Here is a 19204-nt window from a genome sequence, read left to right on the forward strand (position 1 = left end):
AGAGTTTCGTGGACCGTTCCCCGACCCGTGAGGTGACCATCGTGAGCCCGCCGCCTCCCCCCGTGACCGTCATCGGCATCGGCGCCGACGGCTGGGACGGGCTCGGTCCCGCGGCCCGCGAGGCGTTGCGCACGGCCGAGGTGGTCATCGGCGGACGGCGTCATCTGGGCCTGCTGCCGCCGGAGTGCCACGGCGAGCGGGTGCCCTGGCCGTCCCCGCTGCGCCCCGCCGTCCCCGGGCTGTTCGCCGCGCACACCGGGCGGCGGGTCTGCGTGCTGGCCAGCGGCGACCCCATGTTCTTCGGCATCGGCCGCACCCTGGCCGAGCTGCTGGGCGCGGAGCGGCTGCGGGTGCTGCCCCATCCGTCGTCCGTCTCCCTGGCCTGTGCGCGGCTCGGCTGGGCGCTGGAGGAGACCGAGGTGATCAGCCTCGTCGGCCGTCCCCTGGCCACGCTGAACCGTGAGCTGTACGCCGGACGGCGGCTGCTCGTGCTGAGCGCGGGCGCCGAAACCCCCGCCGAGGTGGCCGGGTTGCTCGGGGACCGCGGCTTCGGCCCGAGCCGGATGCGGGTGCTGGAGCAGTTGGGGAGCGTGGGGGAGCGTTGTGTGGAAGGCACGGCCGAAAAGTGGCCCCATTCGCCCGGCGACCCCCTCAACGTCATCGCCGTCGACTGCGCTCCGGCGGACGGCGCCCGGCCGCTGTCGCTCGCTCCGGGGCTGCCCGACACGGCGTACGACCACGACGGGCAGCTGACCAAGCGCCAGGTGCGGGCCGCCACCCTCGCCGCGCTCGCGCCCGCCCCCGGGGAGCTGCTGTGGGACGTCGGCGGCGGCTCCGGCTCCATCGCCGTGGAGTGGATGCGCGCCCACCGCACCTGCCGGGCGGTCTCGGTCGAACGCGACCCGGTGCGCGCCGAGCGCATCGGCCGCAACGCCGCCGCGCTCGGTGTGCCCGGGCTGACGGTTGTCACCGGCGCCGCCCCCGACGCCCTGGCCGGACTGCCCATCCCCGACGCGGTGTTCATCGGCGGCGGCCTGACCGCCCCCGGAGTGATGGAGGCGTGCTGGGCGGCCCTGCCGCCGGGCGGCCGGATCGTCGCCAACACCGTGACCCTGGAATCCGAGGCGCTGCTCGCCGACCGGTACCGCCGCCACGGCGGCGACCTCGTCCGCCTCGCCGTCTCCCACGCCACCCCGGTCGGGGCCTTCACCGGCTGGCGGCAGGCGATGCCGGTCACCCAGTGGTCCGCCACCAAACCGCTCGACTCCCGAGGCCCTGGCGGGCATGCCGCCGATTCCGCGGGATCCGTCGAAGCCGCTCAAGGAGAGACACGATGACGGTGTACTTCATCGGCGCGGGCCCCGGGGCCGCCGATCTGATCACGGTGCGCGGCGCCCGGACCCTGGCCCGCTGCCAGGTGTGTCTGTACGCGGGCAGCCTGGTGCCGCGTGATCTGCTCGCCGAATGCCCGCCGGACGCCCGCCTCGTCGACACCGCCCGGCTCGACCTCGACCAGATCACCGCCGAGTTCGTCGCCGCGCACGAGGCGGGCCATGACGTGGCCCGCCTCCACTCCGGCGACCCGTCGGTCTTCAGCGCCGTCGCCGAGCAGATGCGCCGCCTCGACGCCGTCGGCGTTCCGTACGACGTCGTCCCGGGCGTCCCCGCCTTCGCCGCCGCGGCCGCCGCGCTGAAGCGTGAGCTGACGGTCCCGACCGTCGGCCAGACCGTCATCCTCACCCGCATCGCCCAGCAGGCCACCCCCATGCCGGAAGGGGAGGACCTCGCCACCCTCGGCCGCAGCGGAGCCCTCCTCGTGCTGCATCTCGCCGCCCGCTATGTGGACCGCGTGGTCGGCGAACTCCTCCCGCACTACGGCGCCGACTGCCCGGCGGCCGTGGTCGCCATGGCCAGCCGCCCGGACGAAGTGGTGCTGCGCGGCACGCTGGACGACATCGCGGCCCAGGTGAAGGCGGCGGGCGTGGTACGGACCGCGGTCATCATCGTGGGCCGCACCCTCGGCGCCGAACAGTTCCGCGACAGCCACCTCTACTCATCGGACCGCGAACGCCCCCACGAGCCCTGCAACCCACAAGGCCCCGCCGTCTGACGACGCCGGGGCGTCGGCCCCGGTGGTACGGCATGGGCGCGGGCACCGCATCGCGCCGGGCACGGCGAAGGGGTCAGCGTTCCCGGGGGCCGCGGGGTTCGGCGCGGCCCACGATCGTGCCCGCGCGGTCGATGCAGATCACGTCCACTGCCACCGGTGCCCCGCGCAGCACCCCGAGCGCCGTGTCGCGGGCCGCCGCGGCGACCAGGTCGCCGAGGGGTACGCCACGGGCGGAGCACAACTGCACCGTCTGCAGGCCGGTGTTGGCCGTCGCCACCGCCTCCGCCAGCTTCTCGTCCGCTCCGCCCCGGCGGGCCAGGTCCGCGAGGAACACCTTGTCCACCTGGGAGCGTGCGGAGTGCAGATCCAGATGCCCGGCGGCCAGCTTGGAGAGCTTGGCGAAGCCGCCGGCGACCGTCAGCCGGTCCACCGGGTGGCGGCGCAGATACTTCAGCACCGCCCCCGCGAAGTCGCCCATGTCCAGCAGCGCGTCCTGCGGCAGTCCGTGCACGGCCACCGCCACCTTCTCGGACGTCGAGCCCGTACAGCCCGCCACATGGCGGCGCCCCGCCGCGCGTGCGACATCCACCCCGCGCCGGATGCTGTCGATCCACGCCGAGCAGGAGTAGGGCACCACGATGCCCGTCGTGCCGAGGATGGACAGCCCGCCGAGGATGCCCAGGCGCGGATTCCAGGTGGAGCGGGCGATCTCCTCGCCGTGGTCCACCGAGATCTCGATCTCGACGTCGCCGGAGCCGCCGTGCCGGGCCGCGACCGCGGCGATGTGGTCGCGCATCATCTGGCGCGGCACGGGGTTGATGGCCGGTTCGCCCACCGGGAGCGGCAGCCCGGGCCGGGTCACCGTGCCGACCCCCGGGCCGGCCCGGAAGACCACTCCGCTGCCGGGCGGCAGGGCCCGTACCGTGGCCCTGACCAGCGCGCCGTGGGTCACATCCGGGTCGTCGCCCGCGTCCTTGACGACCGCGGCCATGGCGTGGTCCGCCGCCGGCTCCTCGGCCGCGAGCGCGAACGCGGGCCGCTGCCCCTTGGGCAGTTCGATGGTCACCGGATCGGGGAAATCCCCGCTCAGCAGCGCGGTGTACGCGGCCGTCGTCGCGGCTGTCGCACACGCCCCGGTGGTCCAGCCGTGCCGCAGCCCCGACCGCTCCAGCTGGGCGCCCCGCCCCCCGGTCGCCTTGGCCTCCGTCTCCGCCTCAGCCATGGGCCGGCCGCCGGGCATACGATGACGGGCGCACGGACGACGAAAGGCACCCGATGAACAGCGCACCGGCGCCGCGCCATGTGCTCATCCTCGGCGGCACCACCGAGGCGCGGCGCCTCGCCGGGGAGCTCGCCGACGACCCCGCCCTGCGTGTCACCAGCTCCCTCGCGGGCCGGGTCGCCGCGCCGCGGCTGCCCGTGGGGCAGGTGCGGATCGGCGGGTTCGGGGGCGCCGAGGGCATGGCCCGCTGGCTCCGCGAGCACCAGGTGGACGCGCTCATCGACGCCACCCATCCTTTCGCCGACACGATCAGTTCTCACGCGGCCCGAGCGGCCGCCGACGTCCATGTTCCCCTGCTCGCCCTGCGCCGCCCCGGCTGGGTACCCGGCCCGGGCGACCGCTGGCATGCGGCCGGCTCACTGGCCGACGCGGCGCGGCTGGCACCGGCCCTGGGGGAACGGATCTTCCTCACCACGGGCCGCATGGGCCTGGCCACCTTCGCCCACCTCACCGAGCCATGGTTCCTGGTCCGCTCGGTCGACGCCCCCGAGCCGCCGGTCCCGCCCCGGATGGCGGTGATCCTCGACCGCGGCCCGTTCACCCTCGACGGCGAGGCGGAACTGCTGCGCCGCCACCGCATCGAGGTGCTGGTCACCAAGGACAGCGGCGCCCACGCCACCGCCCCCAAACTCGCCGCGGCCCGCGCCGCCGGCATCCCGGTCGTCGTCATCCGCCGTCCGCCCGCCCCCCAGGGCGTCCCGGTGGCCGAGACCCCCGCCGAAGCCGCCGACTGGCTCCGTACGACCCTGGCCTGAGCCCGGAGGCTAGACCTCCGGGTAGCGGCGTGGCGTCCAGACGACCTCGGTGCCGTCGCCGCGCCGGACCGTGCGGGTCTGGGAGGAGCCCACCAGGAGGATCGTGCGCATGTCGACGTCGGCCGGGTCGAGGTCGGCCAGCCGGACGATCCGCACGCGTTCGCCGGGGCCGCCGATGTCGCGGCCCAGGACCACGGGCGTGTCGGGGGCGCGGTGCTCCAGCAGGAGTTCGCGGGCCTTGCCCACCTGCCAGACGCGGCTGCGGGAGCCGGGGTTGTAGACGGCGAGCACCAGGTCGGCCGCCGCGGCGGCGCGCAGCCGTTCGGCGATGACCTCCCAGGGCTTGAGCCGGTCGGAGAGGGAGATCACCGCGTAGTCGTGGCCGAGCGGTGCGCCGGCCCGGGCGGCGGCGGCGTGGGCCGCGGTCATGCCGGGGACGATCCGCACCGGGACCTCGCGGTAGGGATCCTCGGAGGCGGCCTCCAGGACGGCGGTGGCCATGGCGAACACGCCGGGGTCGCCGGAGGAGACGACGGCGACACGCCGGCCCCGCCGGGCGAGGTCGAGGGCGAACTCGGCGCGTACGGACTCGACCTTGTTGTCGGAGGCGTGGCGCCGCTGGCCCGGCCGTACGGGCACCCGGTCCAGATAGGTGCTGTAGCCGACCAGGTCCTGCGCGGCGGCCAGTTCGGCCCGCGCCTCGGGGGTGAGCCACAGCGGACCGGCCGGGCCCAGGCCGACGACCGCGACCTCGCCCATGCCGGACTCCTCGCGCGGCGCGTCCACCCGGCTGGGCAGCACCGCCATCGAGAAGTACGGCACCGACTCCGGGTCGACCTCGGCCAGCGGAGCGGTCCGCTCCGCGTCCATCGTGGCGCGCTCCACATAGCGCGCGTCCGCGAGCCGCCCCGACCGCTCCAGCGCGCGCCGCACCGTCGGGAAGGTCCGGCCGAGCTTCATCACGGCCGCCGCGTCCGTCGTCGCCAGCCGGGCCGTCAACTCCTCCTCGGGCAGGGTGCCGGGGAGGACAGTCAGCACCTCCTCGCCCTCCACCAGCGGCACGCCGAGCCGGGCGGCCGCGGCGCTGACCGAGGTGACACCGGGGATGACCTCGGTGGGGTAGCGGTCGGCGAGCCGCTTGTGCATGTGCATATACGAGCCGTAGAAGAGCGGATCGCCCTCCGCGAGCACGGCGACCGTGCGCCCCGCGTCCAGATGCGCGGCGAGCCTGGCGGCCGCGTCCGCGTAGAACTCGTCCATCGCGCCGCGATAGCCGCCCGGATGGTCGGTGGTCTCCGTGGTGACCGGATAGACCAGCCGCTCCTCGATGTGGTCGGGCCGCAGATGCCGCTCGGCGATGGAGCGCGCGATGCTGCGCCCGTGCCGGGCGCTGTGGTACGCGATGACATCGGCCTCGGCGATGACCTCCACGGCGCGTACGGTCATCAGGGAGGGGTCGCCGGGGCCGAGCCCCACACCGTAGAGCCGGCCCGTCTGCTGCTCGCTCACTCTTCCTCGCTCGCTATCGCGTTGATCGCGGCCGCGGCGATGGCACTGCCGCCCCGCCGGCCGTGCACCACCAGATGGTCGAGCGCCGCCGGATGCCCGGCCAGCGCCTCCTTGGACTCGGCGGCGCCGATGAAGCCCACCGGCACACCGATCACGGCGGCCGGGCGCGGCGCGCCCGCCCCTTCTTCTTCGATCATCTCCAGCAGCCGGAAGAGCGCCGTGGGGGCGTTGCCCACCGCCACCACCGCCCCTTCGAGCCGGTCCCGCCACAGCTCCAGCGCGGCGGCGCTGCGCGTGGTGCCCATGCGCCGCGCCAACTCCGGTACGGCGGGGTCCGCGAGGGTGCAGATGACCTCGTTGTCGGCGGGCAGCCGCTTGCGGGTGACCCCGCTGGCGACCATGCGCGCGTCACAGAGCACCGGCGCGCCGGACCGCAGCGCGGCGCGGGCGCGGGAGACCACCTCGGGCGTGTACGCGAGGTCCTTGACCAGGTCGACCATGCCGCAGGCGTGGATCATCCGCACCGCCACCTGGCTGACGTCGGCGGGGAGTCCGCCGAGGTCGGCCTCGGCACGGATGGTGGCAAAGGACGCACGGTAGATGGCCGCCCCGTCCTTCTCGTAGTCGAACACGGTGTCCTCGATCATGTCGTTCCACGGGCCGCCGCGACGGCGCCGGCCAACTGCTCTGCTGTCACATCCACGCTGTCCGAGCTGTCCGCCTCCGACGTGTCTCCCCCCGCGCCCCGCACGGTGACGCGGTAGTCCGTGTCGCCGGTCGCCAGCGCGTCCACCCAGTGGCCCCCGGGGTGACCGCAGCGCCGTTCACAGCCGGAGACGTACACCGGCAGCGGATCGGGCCCGGCCGGGCCGCCGCCGTACGGTGCGCCGCTCACCGGCCACGGCTTCGCACCACCCGCGTCCACTCCCGCCGCGTTCGCGGCTGCCCGGGCCGTGCCCGAGGTCCCGCGCGCCCGGTCTGCGGCCGCCCGCGCCGTGTCCGCGACCATGCGTGCCGTGTCGGCCCGCACATCCGCCAGGGACTTGGCGCAGCCCGGCCGTCCCGTGCATGCGCCGACCCCGAGCCACGGTGAGTCCGGCGTGGTCACCAGTCCCGCGTCGGACAGTTCGGACAAGGCACCGCGCGTGTCGTCCGGGGCGAACCCGGGGAGCAGCACGCCGCGCCAGGGTGTCATACGCAGCTCAGCGGCCCCGCTCCGGGAGGCGAGCCCGGCGAGCAGCCGCCACTGTGCGGCGCTCACCCGGCCCAGGGGGAGGGCGACGGAGAGCGCGTGACGCCCGTTCGGGCCGGGAACCGGCCCGGGAGCGGGTGGTGTGGCCCGGGGCGCCGGCTCATGCTCCACGGGTAGGGCCTCGACGCCCGCGTCGGCGAGTCGCGCGGCCAATCCCTCGGTCGTCACGGCGTGTCGCGCGGGGAGTTCGCGTACCCGCCACGCCCGGGTGCCGCTCTCACCGGCCTTGGCCAGGAACTCCACCGCGGCCAGCGCCGCCGCACGCGGCGCGTCCTCCCCCCGCACCCGGAGACCGCCCCCTGCCGCCGACCCGGCCGTACGAGACCCGCGCCGCGCTGCCGCGTCCGGGTGTGCCGTCCCCGCCGTAGACGGCGACGGCACGTCCGGACCCGGCGGCGGACCGCCGACCCATAGCACCGCTCCACCGTCCGGCGTTGCGATCAATGTCACATCCGCGCCCAAGGTGGCCACATCGCCACGCCCATCGTCCAGCGCGAACAGGAACCTGCCCGACAAGCCGGACAATTCCCCGCCCCCGCAGGTGTGTCGTCGCACAGCACGGCGTCCAACTCCCGCACCCACGCCACCACATCCGCATGCCCCTCGCCGTCCAGCCCGGACAGCGGCGACGCCACGATGTTGCGCACCCGGTCATGGCGGTCGGAGGGCAGCAGTCCGGCCGCCCGCAGCCGGGCCGCCAGTTCCGCGTCGCACCCCGCATCCAGGCCGCGCACCTGCAGATTGCCCCGTGAGGTGATGTCCAGCCGCCCGTCGCCCAACTCCTCGGCCACCCGCCCCAGCGCCAGCGCCTGACGGGCCGTCAGCAGGCCGCCCGGCACCCGGATCCGGGCGAGCGAACCATCGTCCGCCGGGTGCAGCCGTAGCGCGCCAGGACAGGCGTCATCACGCCCGCGCACGGGGGTTTCATCCCCGGATGGGGTGGTTGTCGGGGGGAGGGACATGGCGGCGAGCATACCGACGATCCGGTCCGGCCCACCGCCCCGGCCAGGCCGGAACTCACCGTCCCGTGGCAGGTCAGCAACGCTTACTATGCTCAACGGTGGGTCGGTCCCGGCCCGCCGAACGCACAAGACGGCACTCACGGTAGGAAGCCGGTGGAAATCCGGCGCGGTCCCGCCACTGTGAGCGCGGCGGCTGCCGAACGGCAGCGGCCGCGCGAGCCAGGAACTGCCGCCGTCTTCAACCCGCCCGGGGCGCGGACCCCGAGGAAGGCATGCCGTCGCATGATTCTGCTGCTGTCGACGTCCGACACCGACCTGCTGAGCGCCCGTGCCGCCACGGGCCCGGTGCCGTACCGCCTCGCCAACCCGGCCCGCCTCGCTCTCGACGACCTCCCCGGCCTCCTCGACGGCGTCGAACTCGTCGTCGTACGGCTCCTCGGCGGCATCCGCGCCTGGCAGGAGGGGCTCGACACGCTGCTCGCGGGCGACCTCCCCGTGGTCGTCCTCACCGGTGAACAGGCGCCCGACGCCCAGCTCATGGAGGCGTCCACGGTCCCGGTCGGCATCGCCGCCGAGGCCCACGCCTACCTCGCCCACGGCGGGCCCGCCAACCTCGACCAGCTCGCCCGGTTCCTCTCCGACACCGTGCTGCTCACCGGCCATGGCTTCGAACCGCCCGCGCCCGCGCCCACCTGGGGTCCGCTGGAGCGCACCGACCGCGCGGCCGGACCCGGCGACGTCACCGGCCCGACCATCGCGGTGCTCTACTACCGCGCCCACCACATGAGCGGCAACACCGCCTTCGTGGAAGCCCTGTGCCGGGCCGTGGAGGACGCCGGTGGTCGCCCGCTGCCGCTGTTCGTGGCCTCGCTGCGGGCCCCCGAGCCCGAGTTGATCGAGGCCCTCGGCGCGGCCGACGCCATCGTCACCACCGTCCTCGCGGCCGGCGGCACCCGCCCCGCCGAGGCGTCCGCGGGCGGTGACGACGAGGCGTGGGACGCGGGCGCGCTCGCCGCGCTCGACGTGCCCGTGCTGCAGGCGCTGTGCCTGACCTCGTCGCGCGCCGCGTGGGAGGAGAACGACGAGGGGCTCTCCCCGCTGGACGCCGCGACCCAGGTCGCCGTCCCGGAGTTCGACGGACGGCTCATCACCGTGCCGTTCTCCTTCAAGGAGGTCGACGAGGACGGCCTGCCGGTCTATGCCGCCGACGCCGAGCGCGCCGCGCGTGTCGCCGGAATCGCGGTACGACACGCCCGGCTCCGCCATATCCCCGCCGCCGACAAGCGCCTGGCGCTCGTCCTCTCCGCCTACCCCACCAAGCACTCCCGGATCGGCAACGCCGTCGGCCTCGACACCCCCGCGAGCGCCGTCGCCCTGCTGCGCCGGCTGCGCGCCGATGGCTACGACCTGGGCCCCGAGGACGGGCCGGAGGCGCTCCCGGGCCTGGTCTCCGGCGACGGCGACGACCTGATCCGCGCCCTCATCGAGGCGGGCGGCCACGACCAGGAGTGGCTCACCGAGGAGCAGCTCGCCCGCAACCCCGTCCGCGTCCCGGCCGCCGACTACCGCCGCTGGTACGCCACGCTGCCGCAGGCGCTCCGCGACGCGGTCGAGGAGCACTGGGGCCCGCCACCCGGCCAGATGTTCGTCGACACCAGCCGCGACCCCGAGGGCGAGATCGTGCTGGCCGCGCTGCGCCGCGGCAACCTCCTGGTGGTCATCCAGCCCCCGCGCGGCTTCGGCGAGAACCCCATCGCCATCTACCACGACCCCGATCTGCCGCCCTCGCACCACTACCTGGCCGCCTACCGCTGGATGGCCACCCCCCGCGCCGACGGCGGATTCGGCGCCGACGCCATGGTCCACCTGGGCAAACACGGCAACCTGGAGTGGCTGCCCGGCAAGAACGCCGGACTGTCCGCCGCCTGCGGCCCCGACGCCGCGCTCGGCGATCTGCCGCTCGTCTACCCCTTCCTGGTCAACGACCCGGGCGAGGGCACCCAGGCCAAGCGCCGCGTCCACGCCACCCTCGTCGACCACCTCGTCCCGCCGATGGCCCGCGCCGACTCCTACGGCGACATCGCGCGGCTGGAGCAACTGCTCGACGAGTACGCCGCCATCTCCGCGATGGACCCGGCCAAGCTCCCCGCCATCCGCGCCCAGATCTGGACCCTCATCCAGGCCGCCCGGCTCGACCATGACCTGGGCCTGGAGGACCGGCCGGACGACGACGGCTTCGACGACTTCCTGCTGCATGTCGACGGCTGGCTGTGCGAGGTCAAGGACGCCCAGATCCGCGACGGACTGCATGTCCTGGGCACCGCCCCGGCCGGGCCCGCGCGCGTCAACCTGGTGCTGGCCATCCTCCGCGCCCGCCAGATCTGGGGCGGTACGTCCGCACTCCCCGGCCTGCGCGAGGCGCTCGGCCTCGACGAGTCGGCCGCCACCCGCACCGGCGCCGACGAGGCCGAGGAGCGGGCCCGCGGGCTGGTCCAGGCGATGGAGGACGCCGAATGGGCCCCGGAGGCCGTCGAGAAGGCCGTCCTCACCCTGCCCGAGGAGCAGCGCGCGGCCGTCTCCGCGATTCTCGACTTCGCCGCCCGCGAGGTCGTCCCCCGGCTGGCCGCCACGACGGACGAGATCGACCACGCGGTCCACGCCCTCGCCGGCGGATTCGTCCCCGCGGGGCCGTCCGGCTCGCCGCTGCGCGGACTGGTCAACGTCCTGCCGACCGGCCGCAACTTCTACTCCGTCGACCCCAAGGCCGTGCCCAGCAGGCTGGCCTGGGAGACCGGCCAGGCCCTGGCCGATTCGCTCCTGGAGCGCTACCGCGCCGACAACGACGGCCAGTGGCCGAAGTCCGTCGGCCTCTCGCTGTGGGGCACGAGCGCGATGCGCACCTCCGGCGACGATGTGGCCGAGGCGCTGGCGCTGCTGGGCGTCCGGCCGGTGTGGGACGACGCCTCGCGCCGGGTGACGGGCCTGGAACCCGTGCCGCTCGACCAGCTGGGCCGCCCGCGCGTCGATGTCACCCTGCGCATCAGCGGCTTCTTCCGGGACGCCTTCCCCCACGTCGTCGGGCTGCTGGACGACGCCGTACGGCTCGCCGCCTCCCTGGAGGAGAGCGACGAGGACAACTACATCCGGGCGCACACCCGCGCCGACCTCGCCGCACACGGTGACGAGCGCCGCGCCACCACCCGGATCTTCGGCTCCCGCCCCGGCACCTACGGCGCCGGGCTGCTCCAGCTCATCGACAGCCGCGACTGGCGTACCGACGCCGACCTCGCCGAGGTCTACACGGTCTGGGGCGGCTACGCCTACGGGCGCGGTCTGGAGGGGCGGCCGGCGCGGGCCGAGATGGAGAGCGCCTACCGCCGGATCGCGGTCGCGGCGAAGAACACCGACACCCGCGAGCACGACATCGCCGACTCCGACGACTACTTCCAGTACCACGGCGGCATGGTGGCCACCGTGCGTGCGCTCAAGGGCGCCGCGCCCGCCGCGTACATCGGCGACTCCACCCGCCCCGAGACGGTCCGCACCCGCACCCTGCACGAGGAGACCTCACGGGTCTTCCGCGCCCGGGTGGTCAACCCGCGCTGGATCGAGGCGATGCGCCGCCACGGCTACAAGGGCGCCTTCGAACTCGCCGCGACGGTGGACTACCTCTTCGGGTACGACGCGACGACGGGCGTGGTCGCCGACTGGATGTACGACAAGCTCGCCCAGACCTATCTGCTCGATCCGGAGAACCGCGCCTTCCTGGAGCAGGCCAACCCCTGGGCGCTGCACGGCATGGCCGAGCGGCTGCTGGAGGCCGAGAGCCGCGGGCTGTGGGACGAGCCCGACCCGGAGGTGCTGGAGCGGGTGCGGGAGCTGTATCTGGAGACGGAGGGCGGCCTGGAGGGCGGGGACGAGTAGGCACGTCCACGTCCGCGGGGATGAGCAGGCATATCCGCGCACCCGAGCGATGAACCGGGCGGTGGCTCAGTCGGCGGACGGTCGTGCCGCCGGGCGGGCCGCCGCCCGGATCCGGTCCGGCCAAGGGGGACAGTTGACCAGTTCGGTCCACTCGCGGTCGTAGCGCCCGGGAACCGCGCGCCCCGCGGACGCCCAGCGCTCGACGAGCGCCGCGTAGATGGGTACGGATGTGGAGGTGTGAACGGTCTGATGAACCGTTCCGTCGCCTTCGGTGCTCCGGTCCAGCGCTCTGCTCGGCTGCGAGAGAGAACGGCGTCGCATCGTCGTCGTCATGGTCGGACAACGCGCCGTGCCCCGCCGGGTCACCTTCCGCGCGCCGGTCTCACCCGCATCGGCGTGGTCTCGCACATGTCAGCGACTCCCCGGTGACGGGCCCGGGCGGCCGGGCCGTACCCCCTTTTCGCATTCCGAAATGAAAAGCATTGCCGCATTCATAAAGCCTCTTCGCCGCCGGTGCGGAAGTTTATTGATAACCGTGTCCATTGCAGCCTTTGGTGAATTCCCCTCGGGGCTGTTTCAATTGCGCTGTCCCGAAGACGATCCGAGGAGGAGCCGGTGGGAGCTCATGCGCACGGACCCGACGAGGGGCACGGCGGAGCTGGGCACGGCGGCCACGCCCACGGGGTGGCGGAGAACGCCGACCGCCGGTGGCTGTCCCTCGCCCTCGCGCTGATCAGCGGCTTCATGGCGGTCGAGGTGGTCGTCGGGATCATCGCCCGCTCCGTGGCGCTGCTGTCCGACGCGGCCCATATGCTCACCGACGCCGCCTCGATCGTTCTCGCGCTCATCGCGATCCGGCTCTCGGCGCGCCCCGCACGCGGCGGATACACCTATGGGCTCAAGCGGTCGGAAATCCTTTCCGCCCAGGCCAACGGGCTTTCTCTGCTGCTGCTCGGCGCCTATCTCGGCTATGAGAGTGTGGGGCGGCTGATCGATCCGCCCGAGGTGACCGGCGGTCTGGTGCTGGTCACCGCGCTGGCCGGGGTGGCGGTGAACCTCGCGGCCGCCTGGTGCATGTCGAAGGCCAACCGCTCCTCGCTCAATGTCGAGGGCGCCTTCCAGCATGTGCTCAACGATCTCTACGCCTTCATCGCCACCGCCGTCGCCGGTCTGGTGGTGGTGACGACGGGCTTCGCCCGCGCCGACGCGATCGCCGGTCTGCTGGTGGTCGTCCTCATGATCAAGGCGGGTGTGGAGCTGCTGCGGGCCTCCGGCCGGGTGCTGTTGGAGGCCGCCCCGGCCGGGGTCGAACCCGATGAGGTGGGCGGCCGTCTCGTCGCCCATGGACAGGTGGCCGAGGTGCACGATCTGCATGTCTGGCAGATCACCTCGGGCGAGGTCTCGCTCTCCGCCCATGTCCTGGTCGCGGCGGGCGGCGACTGCCATGCGGTCCGGGAGGACCTGGAGGCGGTGCTGAGCGGTGAGTACGGGATCACCCACACCACGCTTCAGGTCGACCATCTGGAGGACCCCGCCGCGCGGGGGCGGGAGGACGGGGAGCACTGTCCGACCGCCCACGGTCCGGTGCACCGGGCGACGTCGTACGGCCACTGAGTGCGTCGCACTGAGCAGGGCCGCGCATCGCGCCGCCCTGCGGAAGGCCCGGGAGTGTCGTGGCGCTTCCGGGCTGCGATGACGGTGGCGGGCCCCGTCCCTGGGGACGGCGCCCCGAACGGCCGGCGGGTGCCGGTCGTATCAGGCGGCGGCCGGAGCGGCGGCCGGCCGGAAGGTCGAGGTCACCAGCGTCTTCACGAGCTGGGCGACCAACGCCTCCACCGCGATCTGGGCCAGCTTGACCAGGACGGTCGTCAGAATGTGGGCCATGAGTACCTCACTGGACGGAACACGAGCGGAAGCGAGGCATCCGCTTCCCGTCCGTAGCCTGACCCGCGTGGGAAAGCGGATGGCGCACACCGGGTGAGCGTCCGGTGAATGGAGGGAACGCTCAGGTTAAGAAACGCCGGAGATGTCCCGTTTCCCGGGTGCTGCGTTCAGACCGCGAGCGGCGCCCGCCGGGGGGAAGAGCAGCCGTGGCGCGACGGCCGCCCCCAACGTGGCGGCGGCCGAGCACGTGCCGACGACCGACCAGGCCATCGGGCCCAGGGGCGTACAGCCGAAGAAGTGGCTGACCATCGGGGTCTCCACGATGGCGAACAGCGTGTCCGCCGAGGCGACGCTGGTGACCAGCACCAGGGAGCTGGGCCAGTCGGTCATGAACGTCTGGCCCAGCTGGGTGCCGACCAGCGCCGCGAGCCCCATGGTGCTCGCCCGCCGGGCCCGGCCCGTCATCCGCCCGCACTGCCAGGCCGCGGCGGCGCCCAGCGCGGTGGCACTGCCGCGCACCGCGAGGATGCGGCCCAGATCGGAGCCGAACAGCGCGGACGCCGGGCCGCCGACCAGCGGGTCCTCACCGGACTTCTGCTCCCGGGACCGGGCGAGGGCCACCGCCAGGGCGGGCAGCATGTCGGTGAGCGGATTCACCAGGAGAAGCTGACGGGTGCCCAGCGGCGCCCGCCCGGCCACCGCCGCGCCCAGGACGGTGAAGGCGACCTCCCCCGCGTTCCCGCCGACCAGGATCGCCACCGCGTCGCGCACACTGCGCCACAGCGCCCTGCCCTCCTGCAGCGCGTCGAGGATCCGGGTCGGGTCCGCGTCGATGACCGCCTGGTCGGTGGCGTGCGCCAGCGCCCGCCCGCCCTCGCGCTCGGGGCAGGCCCGGGCCGCCGTGCGCAGCAGCCGCATGCCCAGCGCGCCGCCGGTCGGCAACTCGTGGTCGTACCCGGCGACCCGGGCCACGGCCAGCCGGCCCTCGGTCAGGGTGCCGGTCTTGTCGAAGCAGACCACGTCGACCCGGCCCAGGGCCTCCAGCACCCGCGCCGAGCGGGTCAGCACCCCGCGGTGCGAGAGCCGGCGCGCCGCGGCGGACTGCGCCACGGTGGCCACCAGCGGCAGCCCCTCGGGTACGGCGGCCACCGCGATGGCCACGCCGGTGGACAGCGCCTCGCGCACCGGCACCCCGCGCATCAGGCCCAGCAGGGTGACGGCGGCACCGCCGAGGCCGGTGGCGGGCAGCGCGACCTTGGTGAGCGCGGCCAGCCGGCCCTCGATCCCGATGGGCGCGGTGGCGTGTCCGGCCAATTCGGCGGCGCGTCCCGCCTCGGTCTGCGGTCCGGCGGCCACGACCACGGCGTATCCGGTTCCGGCGAGCACCGTGCAGCCCTCGTAGACCATGCAGGACCGGTCCGCGAGGTCGGCGCCCGGAGTGGCGGCCGGGTCCTTGGCGACCGGCCCGGACTCGCCGGTGAGACCGGCCTCGTCCAGCTCCAGCCGGTCGCTGACCAGCAGCCGGGCGTCGGCCGGTACGACGTCCGAGGGCCGCAGCGCGATGATGTCCCCGACCCGCAGTTCCTCGGCGGCCACCGTGCGCACCGGGGCGGCGGTCAGCCCCGCGAAGAACACCTCACGGTCCGCCGCCACCCCGTCCGCCAGGGACATCGCGGGCGCCCAGTCGACCAGCCGGCCGTTCATCCGCTCGCTCAGCAGCAGGCCGCGCAGCGAGCGTTCGGCGCGCAGCCGCTGTGCGCCGCTGATCACCGCATTGCCCGCCATCACGCTGACGACGAGGAAGGAGTCCACACCGGATCCCACCGCAGCCGAGGCCGCGGCGCCCAGCGCCAGCACCGGGGTGAGCGGATCGTGCAGCTCCTCGCGCACCGCGTTCACCAGCGAGGTGGTGTTCCGGTGCAGTGCCGCGAAGCGGGCGGAGGCGGCCCCCATGACGCCGGGCGCCCCGGCCCGTACGACCGTCCTGGCGGCCTTGCGGACCGGGCGCACCCCGGCCGACCACAGGGCCCCCGGCGCGCCCGGTTCCCCGGAACCCGCACCGCGTGACGCGCCCGAACCGTCGGGCAGCTCCGTGCCGTTCTCCCGGAACGCGCACAGCACGCTCAGGGTCTCCCGCGCCCCCAGGGCATGCCAGTTGCCGCGGACACGGGGCGGGGGCGGGGGCGGCGCTCCACCCGGCGCGCCGCGCTGATCCCGCCGAGCACGGCCAGGAACGCCGCGCTGTACACCGGGGAGGTGGCGAGTCCGGCCACCGCGGGCCGGGTTCCCGCCGCGGCGATGAGCGCGCCGAGCGCGGACCCGGCCATCGACAGCCGCGCCGAGCGACTGCTGACCGAGCGCGCGTCCTCCAGCGCCCGCAGCACACGCCACGCATGCAGGAGCCCGGGGCCGCAGATCAGATCGGCCGACCAGCACACCCGGCTCTCGCCGCGCGCCGTGACGGCGACGCCGAGATCGGCCGCGCCGAGCGCCTCGTCATCCTCGCCGCTGATCAGCAACACGCCGTGGCCCCCGATCTGCAGTCGGCGCACCGTGTCGGGGAGCGAGGCGCCGAGGGGGAGCAGTTCGTCCGCCCAGGGAGCGATCTCGTCCGTGCTGGCGTGTCCGGTGAGCACCAGACGCCGCGCGCCGGTGCGGGCCGCCGCCACCACGGCATCGGCCAGCGGGTCGAGTTCGCAGCCGATCCGGACCCGGGCCTGCCGCCGGCCGTCCTCGCCGTGCAGGTCCGCGGTCAGCGCCAAGGGGCTCGCCGGGATCGCCGCGGGGATGTCGTGGGGCCGCTCCAGCCGCCAGGCGCCGCGCGTCCAGGGTCCCTCGTCGGACAGCTCCCGCAGCGTGCGGCGGTCCAGGACGGACTGCGCGGCGCTCCACGCCTCGGCCTCGCCCAGATCGCCGACGGTGGTGACCGACATCAGCCGCGGACGGCCGGCGCACAGTGCCCGCGAGTCGATCAGCACCGCCGACACGCGGTCCAGCAGCCGCAGCGCGGTGCCGTCCATGGGCAGCACACCATCGCGCGCCAGCACATCGCCCAGCCGGGCGGCGAACGCCTCCCTCCCTATGGCGGCCGCCTTCGGCACGGTGGCCAGCAGCGCCTTGGCGGCCTGTTCGGGGTCGCGGGTCCATGCCGGCAGCCCGCCCGCACCGGACAGCGAGGCCAGGGAGGTGCGGTCGATGCAGGTCTCCACCGGCCCGTGCGGCAGGGGAGTGGGCCGGGGGGTGGACGGGTGCGAGCGCTCGGGGAGTCCGGCGCCGTCCGTCACCAACTCCGGCTCGCGGCTCTGCCATACGGTCTGCCGGCCGCGGATCTCGGCGAGTTGCAGCATGCGCTGCAGCGCGTCCAGGGCGAGCGGGGCCTCGCCCCTGGTCAGGGCGTGCACCACGGCGTTCGACACGCCGATCAGGGTGTCGGCCTGGGCGCGGCCGAGCCGGGACTCCAGCAGATCGCGCACCCGGGGCTGGATCTCCGCCATCACCGTGGGGATGCGCAGTGCGGGGGAGAGCGCGGGCACCATCGACACCCGCCGGATCGTGGCCGCCACCAGGCCCAGGCAGTCGGCGGCGAGCGCGGTCGCGGCCAGCGTTTGCCGGCGCGGAGGCGAACGGCGGCTGCGGACGGCCCGCCGGGAAGGAGTCCATGTCCGTGCCCTGGGCCGCCTCGACCCGCTCGACCACCTTCAGCACGTCCTCGGGGCCGAGCTGGTCCTCGTCGAAGTCGACCAGCACCTGGCCCAGCGCCGCGTTCACCCCGGCCCAGTTGACGCCCGCCACCCGCCGCAGCGCGTCCTCCACCGCGCGGGCCAGCTGCTCATGCCCGCCATGACCACGGCGAGCGTGGCCACGATGCCGATCAGGACCGCGCGGCGGATCCTGCCCGCCAAGGGCGGGCTTCCGCTCTACCTCGGCCTCGGCGCGATGGGCCTCGCCGGAGTGCTGGAATGGCCGATCGCGGTGGGCGTCGGCGTCGGCTACGCCGTACTGCGCAACCCCCCCGCCGGGCGCCGAGACTCCGAACGCGAAGGGCGCCGCCGCCTGAGCGCCGGTCAGGCCTGATGTCACGTCCGTGACGAGCCGTGGCCCTCCAGCCGGACCGGCGGCAGAAACTCGCTCAGCAGGGTCCGATGCCACCAGGCCCCGGTGGCCCGCCGTTCCGCCGGGGTGGTGAAGCGGTAGAGATACAGCCGCGCGCGCAGATGGGCGGGCGGCACATCCGGGAAGGGGGTGGCGCGCAGCAGCTTCACCGTCGCCCGGTCGTTGACCAGCAGCTTGCCGATCAGCGGGGTGAACCAGGACCCGGCGTAGGCGGGCGAGAGCCCCGCGAACCACATCATCCAGTCCAGCCGCAGATGGTACGGGGCGTACTGGCGCGGCATCCGCCGCACATCGCCCGGCTTGCCCCGGAACTCGTAGTCCTTCCAGACCGTGTCCGGGGTGAGGACCGCGTCGCCGGTGCCCTGGATCACCACCTCCTGCCGGCTGCGGCTGATGGTGCCGAAGGCCCCGTAGGTGTTGACCAGGTGCAGCGGGTTGAACGAGTAGTTCATCAACTGACGGCCCGACAGCAGATTGCGGGCCGGCCAGTAGCTGAGCACCAGCACCAGCGCGGCCGCGGCCAGCACCACCACCTCGTACCAGACCGGGGGAGCGGCGAGGGCCGGCGGCCCGGGCAGCCCCAGCACCTCGGCGGCGCGGCGCCCGTCGACCGCCGGGAGCGCCAGCAGGATCGTCAGCCAGTTGAGCCAGGAGAAGTTTCCGGAGGCCACCAGCCACAGTTGGGTGACCACGACGATCCCCGCCGCCACGCTCGCGACCGGCTGCGGGGTGAACAGCAGCACCGGCACGATCAGCTGCGCCACGTGGTTGGCCGCCACCTCCACCCGGTGCAGCGGCCGCGGCAGATGGTGGAAGAACCAGCTCAGCGGGCCCGGCATCGGCTGGGTCTCATGGTGGTAGTAGAGGCACGTCAGGTCCCGCCAGCAGCGGTCCCCACGGATCTTGATCAGCCCGGCGCCGAACTCCACCCGGAACAGCAGCCAGCGCAGCAGCCACAGGATGAGCACGGGCGGCGCGGTGTGCTCATTGCCCAGGAAGACGGCGAGGAATCCCGACTCCAGCAGCAGGGACTCCCAGCCGAAGCCGTACCACACCTGTCCCACGTTGACGATCGACAGATACAGCAGCCACAGCACCAGCCACGCCACCATCGCGACCGCCAGGGGCGCCCGGTCCGCGGCCCCCACCAGCAGCGCGGCCGACAGCGCGGCCCCCAGCCAGGCGCAGCAGACGAAGAACCGGTCGGAGTAGTGCAGATGGAACAGGCTGGGCGAGCGCCGGAACGGCACCCGTTCGAGGAACTGCGGCACCGGGGTCAGCCCCCGCTCGCCGAGCAGCGCCCGGCCCTGCAGGGCCGCCGTCAGGAAGGCGATCAGATAGACGGCGGCCATCCCCCGTTGGAAGACCAGTCGGCTCAGCCAGTAGTCGGATGAGGTGAACCACTCCATGGGG

General features: G+C 74.3%; 15 protein-coding genes, 1 pseudogene and 1 riboswitch. Of the genes and pseudogenes, 6 read left to right on the forward strand and 10 right to left on the reverse strand.

The features are described 5' to 3' along the window. Window positions 1-41: 41 nt before the first annotated feature. Window positions 42-1337 (forward strand): precorrin-6y C5,15-methyltransferase (decarboxylating) subunit CbiE, encoded by a 1296-nt coding sequence (gene cbiE / locus BLV72_RS33720; protein ID WP_244321140.1) that lies wholly within the window; start codon window positions 42-44, stop codon window positions 1335-1337. Next, a complete protein-coding gene (gene cobM, locus BLV72_RS33725; RefSeq protein WP_093467109.1) occupies window positions 1334-2110 on the forward strand; it encodes a precorrin-4 C(11)-methyltransferase in 777 nt (258 codons plus the stop codon). The genes cbiE and cobM overlap by 4 nt, the downstream gene beginning before the upstream one ends. Before the next feature lie 73 nt (window positions 2111-2183). Here cobM and BLV72_RS33730 read toward each other — a convergent pair whose 3' ends face one another. After that, window positions 2184-3332: a cobalt-precorrin-5B (C(1))-methyltransferase gene (locus BLV72_RS33730; protein ID WP_093470704.1), complete on the reverse strand. Its 1149-nt coding sequence runs from the start codon at window positions 3330-3332 to the stop codon at window positions 2184-2186. A gap of 53 nt (window positions 3333-3385) precedes the next feature. Here BLV72_RS33730 and BLV72_RS33735 point away from each other — a divergent pair, with 53 nt between their 5' ends. After that, window positions 3386-4147, forward strand: coding sequence for a cobalt-precorrin-6A reductase (locus BLV72_RS33735; RefSeq protein WP_093467111.1), 762 nt, complete (start codon window positions 3386-3388; stop codon window positions 4145-4147). A 9-nt stretch (window positions 4148-4156) separates the two neighbouring features. Here the strand turns inward: BLV72_RS33735 and BLV72_RS33740 are convergent, their stop codons facing one another. From BLV72_RS33740 to BLV72_RS52165, 4 genes are read right to left on the reverse strand one after another with little or no spacing between them, the layout of a single operon-like run. Beyond that, window positions 4157-5656 (reverse strand): precorrin-2 C(20)-methyltransferase, encoded by a 1500-nt coding sequence (locus tag BLV72_RS33740; RefSeq protein ID WP_093467112.1) that lies wholly within the window; start codon window positions 5654-5656, stop codon window positions 4157-4159. Beyond that, window positions 5653-6303, reverse strand: a complete 651-nt coding sequence (locus BLV72_RS33745) for a precorrin-8X methylmutase (RefSeq protein ID WP_093467114.1) — start codon at window positions 6301-6303, stop codon at window positions 5653-5655. The genes BLV72_RS33740 and BLV72_RS33745 overlap by 4 nt, the downstream gene beginning before the upstream one ends. Then, a complete protein-coding gene (locus tag BLV72_RS33750) occupies window positions 6300-7463 on the reverse strand; it encodes a precorrin-3B synthase (RefSeq protein WP_425288413.1) in 1164 nt (387 codons plus the stop codon). The genes BLV72_RS33745 and BLV72_RS33750 overlap by 4 nt, the downstream gene beginning before the upstream one ends. Next, window positions 7355-7825, reverse strand: coding sequence for a hypothetical protein (locus BLV72_RS52165; RefSeq protein ID WP_425288414.1), 471 nt, complete (start codon window positions 7823-7825; stop codon window positions 7355-7357). The genes BLV72_RS33750 and BLV72_RS52165 overlap by 109 nt, the downstream gene beginning before the upstream one ends. A gap of 188 nt (window positions 7826-8013) precedes the next feature. Beyond that, window positions 8014-8099, forward strand: a riboswitch (cobalamin riboswitch). A gap of 53 nt (window positions 8100-8152) precedes the next feature. Between BLV72_RS52165 and cobN the strand changes: the two genes are divergently transcribed. Further along, on the forward strand, window positions 8153-11794 hold the full coding sequence (cobN, locus tag BLV72_RS33755; protein WP_093467115.1) for a cobaltochelatase subunit CobN: 3642 nt from the start codon (window positions 8153-8155) through the stop codon (window positions 11792-11794). A gap of 66 nt (window positions 11795-11860) precedes the next feature. Here the strand turns inward: cobN and BLV72_RS33760 are convergent, their stop codons facing one another. Next, window positions 11861-12115 carry a hypothetical protein gene (locus tag BLV72_RS33760; protein WP_093467117.1) on the reverse strand — a complete coding sequence of 85 codons (255 nt, stop codon included), beginning with the start codon at window positions 12113-12115 and terminating at the stop codon, window positions 11861-11863. A 294-nt stretch (window positions 12116-12409) separates the two neighbouring features. Between BLV72_RS33760 and BLV72_RS33765 the strand changes: the two genes are divergently transcribed. Then, the gene (locus BLV72_RS33765) at window positions 12410-13408 is read left to right on the forward strand and encodes a cation diffusion facilitator family transporter (protein ID WP_093467118.1); all 999 of its coding nucleotides are present in this window, start codon (window positions 12410-12412) and stop codon (window positions 13406-13408) included. Between the two features lie 141 nt (window positions 13409-13549). Here the strand turns inward: BLV72_RS33765 and BLV72_RS51180 are convergent, their stop codons facing one another. From BLV72_RS51180 to BLV72_RS33775, 3 genes and pseudogenes are all read right to left on the reverse strand, one after another. Then, the gene (locus BLV72_RS51180) at window positions 13550-13678 is read right to left on the reverse strand and encodes a hypothetical protein (protein WP_280143026.1); all 129 of its coding nucleotides are present in this window, start codon (window positions 13676-13678) and stop codon (window positions 13550-13552) included. A gap of 126 nt (window positions 13679-13804) precedes the next feature. After that, window positions 13805-15277: pseudogene (locus tag BLV72_RS33770) on the reverse strand (HAD-IC family P-type ATPase); the annotation flags it as partial. Window positions 15278-15801: 524 nt separating this feature from the next. Next, window positions 15802-17220 (reverse strand): hypothetical protein, encoded by a 1419-nt coding sequence (locus BLV72_RS33775; protein WP_143059822.1) that lies wholly within the window; start codon window positions 17218-17220, stop codon window positions 15802-15804. Between BLV72_RS33775 and BLV72_RS33780 the strand changes: the two genes are divergently transcribed. Beyond that, window positions 17183-17752: a hypothetical protein gene (locus tag BLV72_RS33780; protein WP_143059823.1), complete on the forward strand. Its 570-nt coding sequence runs from the start codon at window positions 17183-17185 to the stop codon at window positions 17750-17752. The two genes, BLV72_RS33775 and BLV72_RS33780, sit on opposite strands and share 38 nt — an antisense overlap. A 2-nt stretch (window positions 17753-17754) precedes the next feature. Here the strand turns inward: BLV72_RS33780 and BLV72_RS33785 are convergent, their stop codons facing one another. Further along, a complete protein-coding gene (locus BLV72_RS33785; protein ID WP_093467123.1) occupies window positions 17755-19200 on the reverse strand; it encodes a lipase maturation factor family protein in 1446 nt (481 codons plus the stop codon). Window positions 19201-19204 lie beyond the last annotated feature (4 nt).

The organism is Streptomyces melanosporofaciens, assembly GCF_900105695.1.
Classification (GTDB): Bacteria; Actinomycetota; Actinomycetes; order Streptomycetales; family Streptomycetaceae; genus Streptomyces; species Streptomyces antimycoticus.

What these genes read in the sequence shown, in the direction of transcription:
- cobN (WP_093467115.1), top strand. Translation starts at nt 8,153, where the DNA reads ATGATTCTGCTGCTGTCGACGTCCGACACCGACCTGCTGAGCGCCCGT.
- BLV72_RS33780 (WP_143059823.1), top strand. Translation starts at nt 17,183, where the DNA reads ATGCGCAGTGCGGGGGAGAGCGCGGGCACCATCGACACCCGCCGGATC.
- BLV72_RS33735 (WP_093467111.1), top strand. Translation starts at nt 3,386, where the DNA reads ATGAACAGCGCACCGGCGCCGCGCCATGTGCTCATCCTCGGCGGCACC.
- BLV72_RS33745 (WP_093467114.1), bottom strand. Translation starts at nt 6,303, where the DNA reads ATGATCGAGGACACCGTGTTCGACTACGAGAAGGACGGGGCGGCCATC.
- BLV72_RS51180 (WP_280143026.1), bottom strand. Translation starts at nt 13,678, where the DNA reads ATGGCCCACATTCTGACGACCGTCCTGGTCAAGCTGGCCCAGATCGCG.
- BLV72_RS33785 (WP_093467123.1), bottom strand. Translation starts at nt 19,200, where the DNA reads ATGGAGTGGTTCACCTCATCCGACTACTGGCTGAGCCGACTGGTCTTC.
- BLV72_RS33730 (WP_093470704.1), bottom strand. Translation starts at nt 3,332, where the DNA reads ATGGCTGAGGCGGAGACGGAGGCCAAGGCGACCGGGGGGCGGGGCGCC.
- cobM (WP_093467109.1), top strand. Translation starts at nt 1,334, where the DNA reads ATGACGGTGTACTTCATCGGCGCGGGCCCCGGGGCCGCCGATCTGATC.
- BLV72_RS33760 (WP_093467117.1), bottom strand. Translation starts at nt 12,115, where the DNA reads ATGCGACGCCGTTCTCTCTCGCAGCCGAGCAGAGCGCTGGACCGGAGC.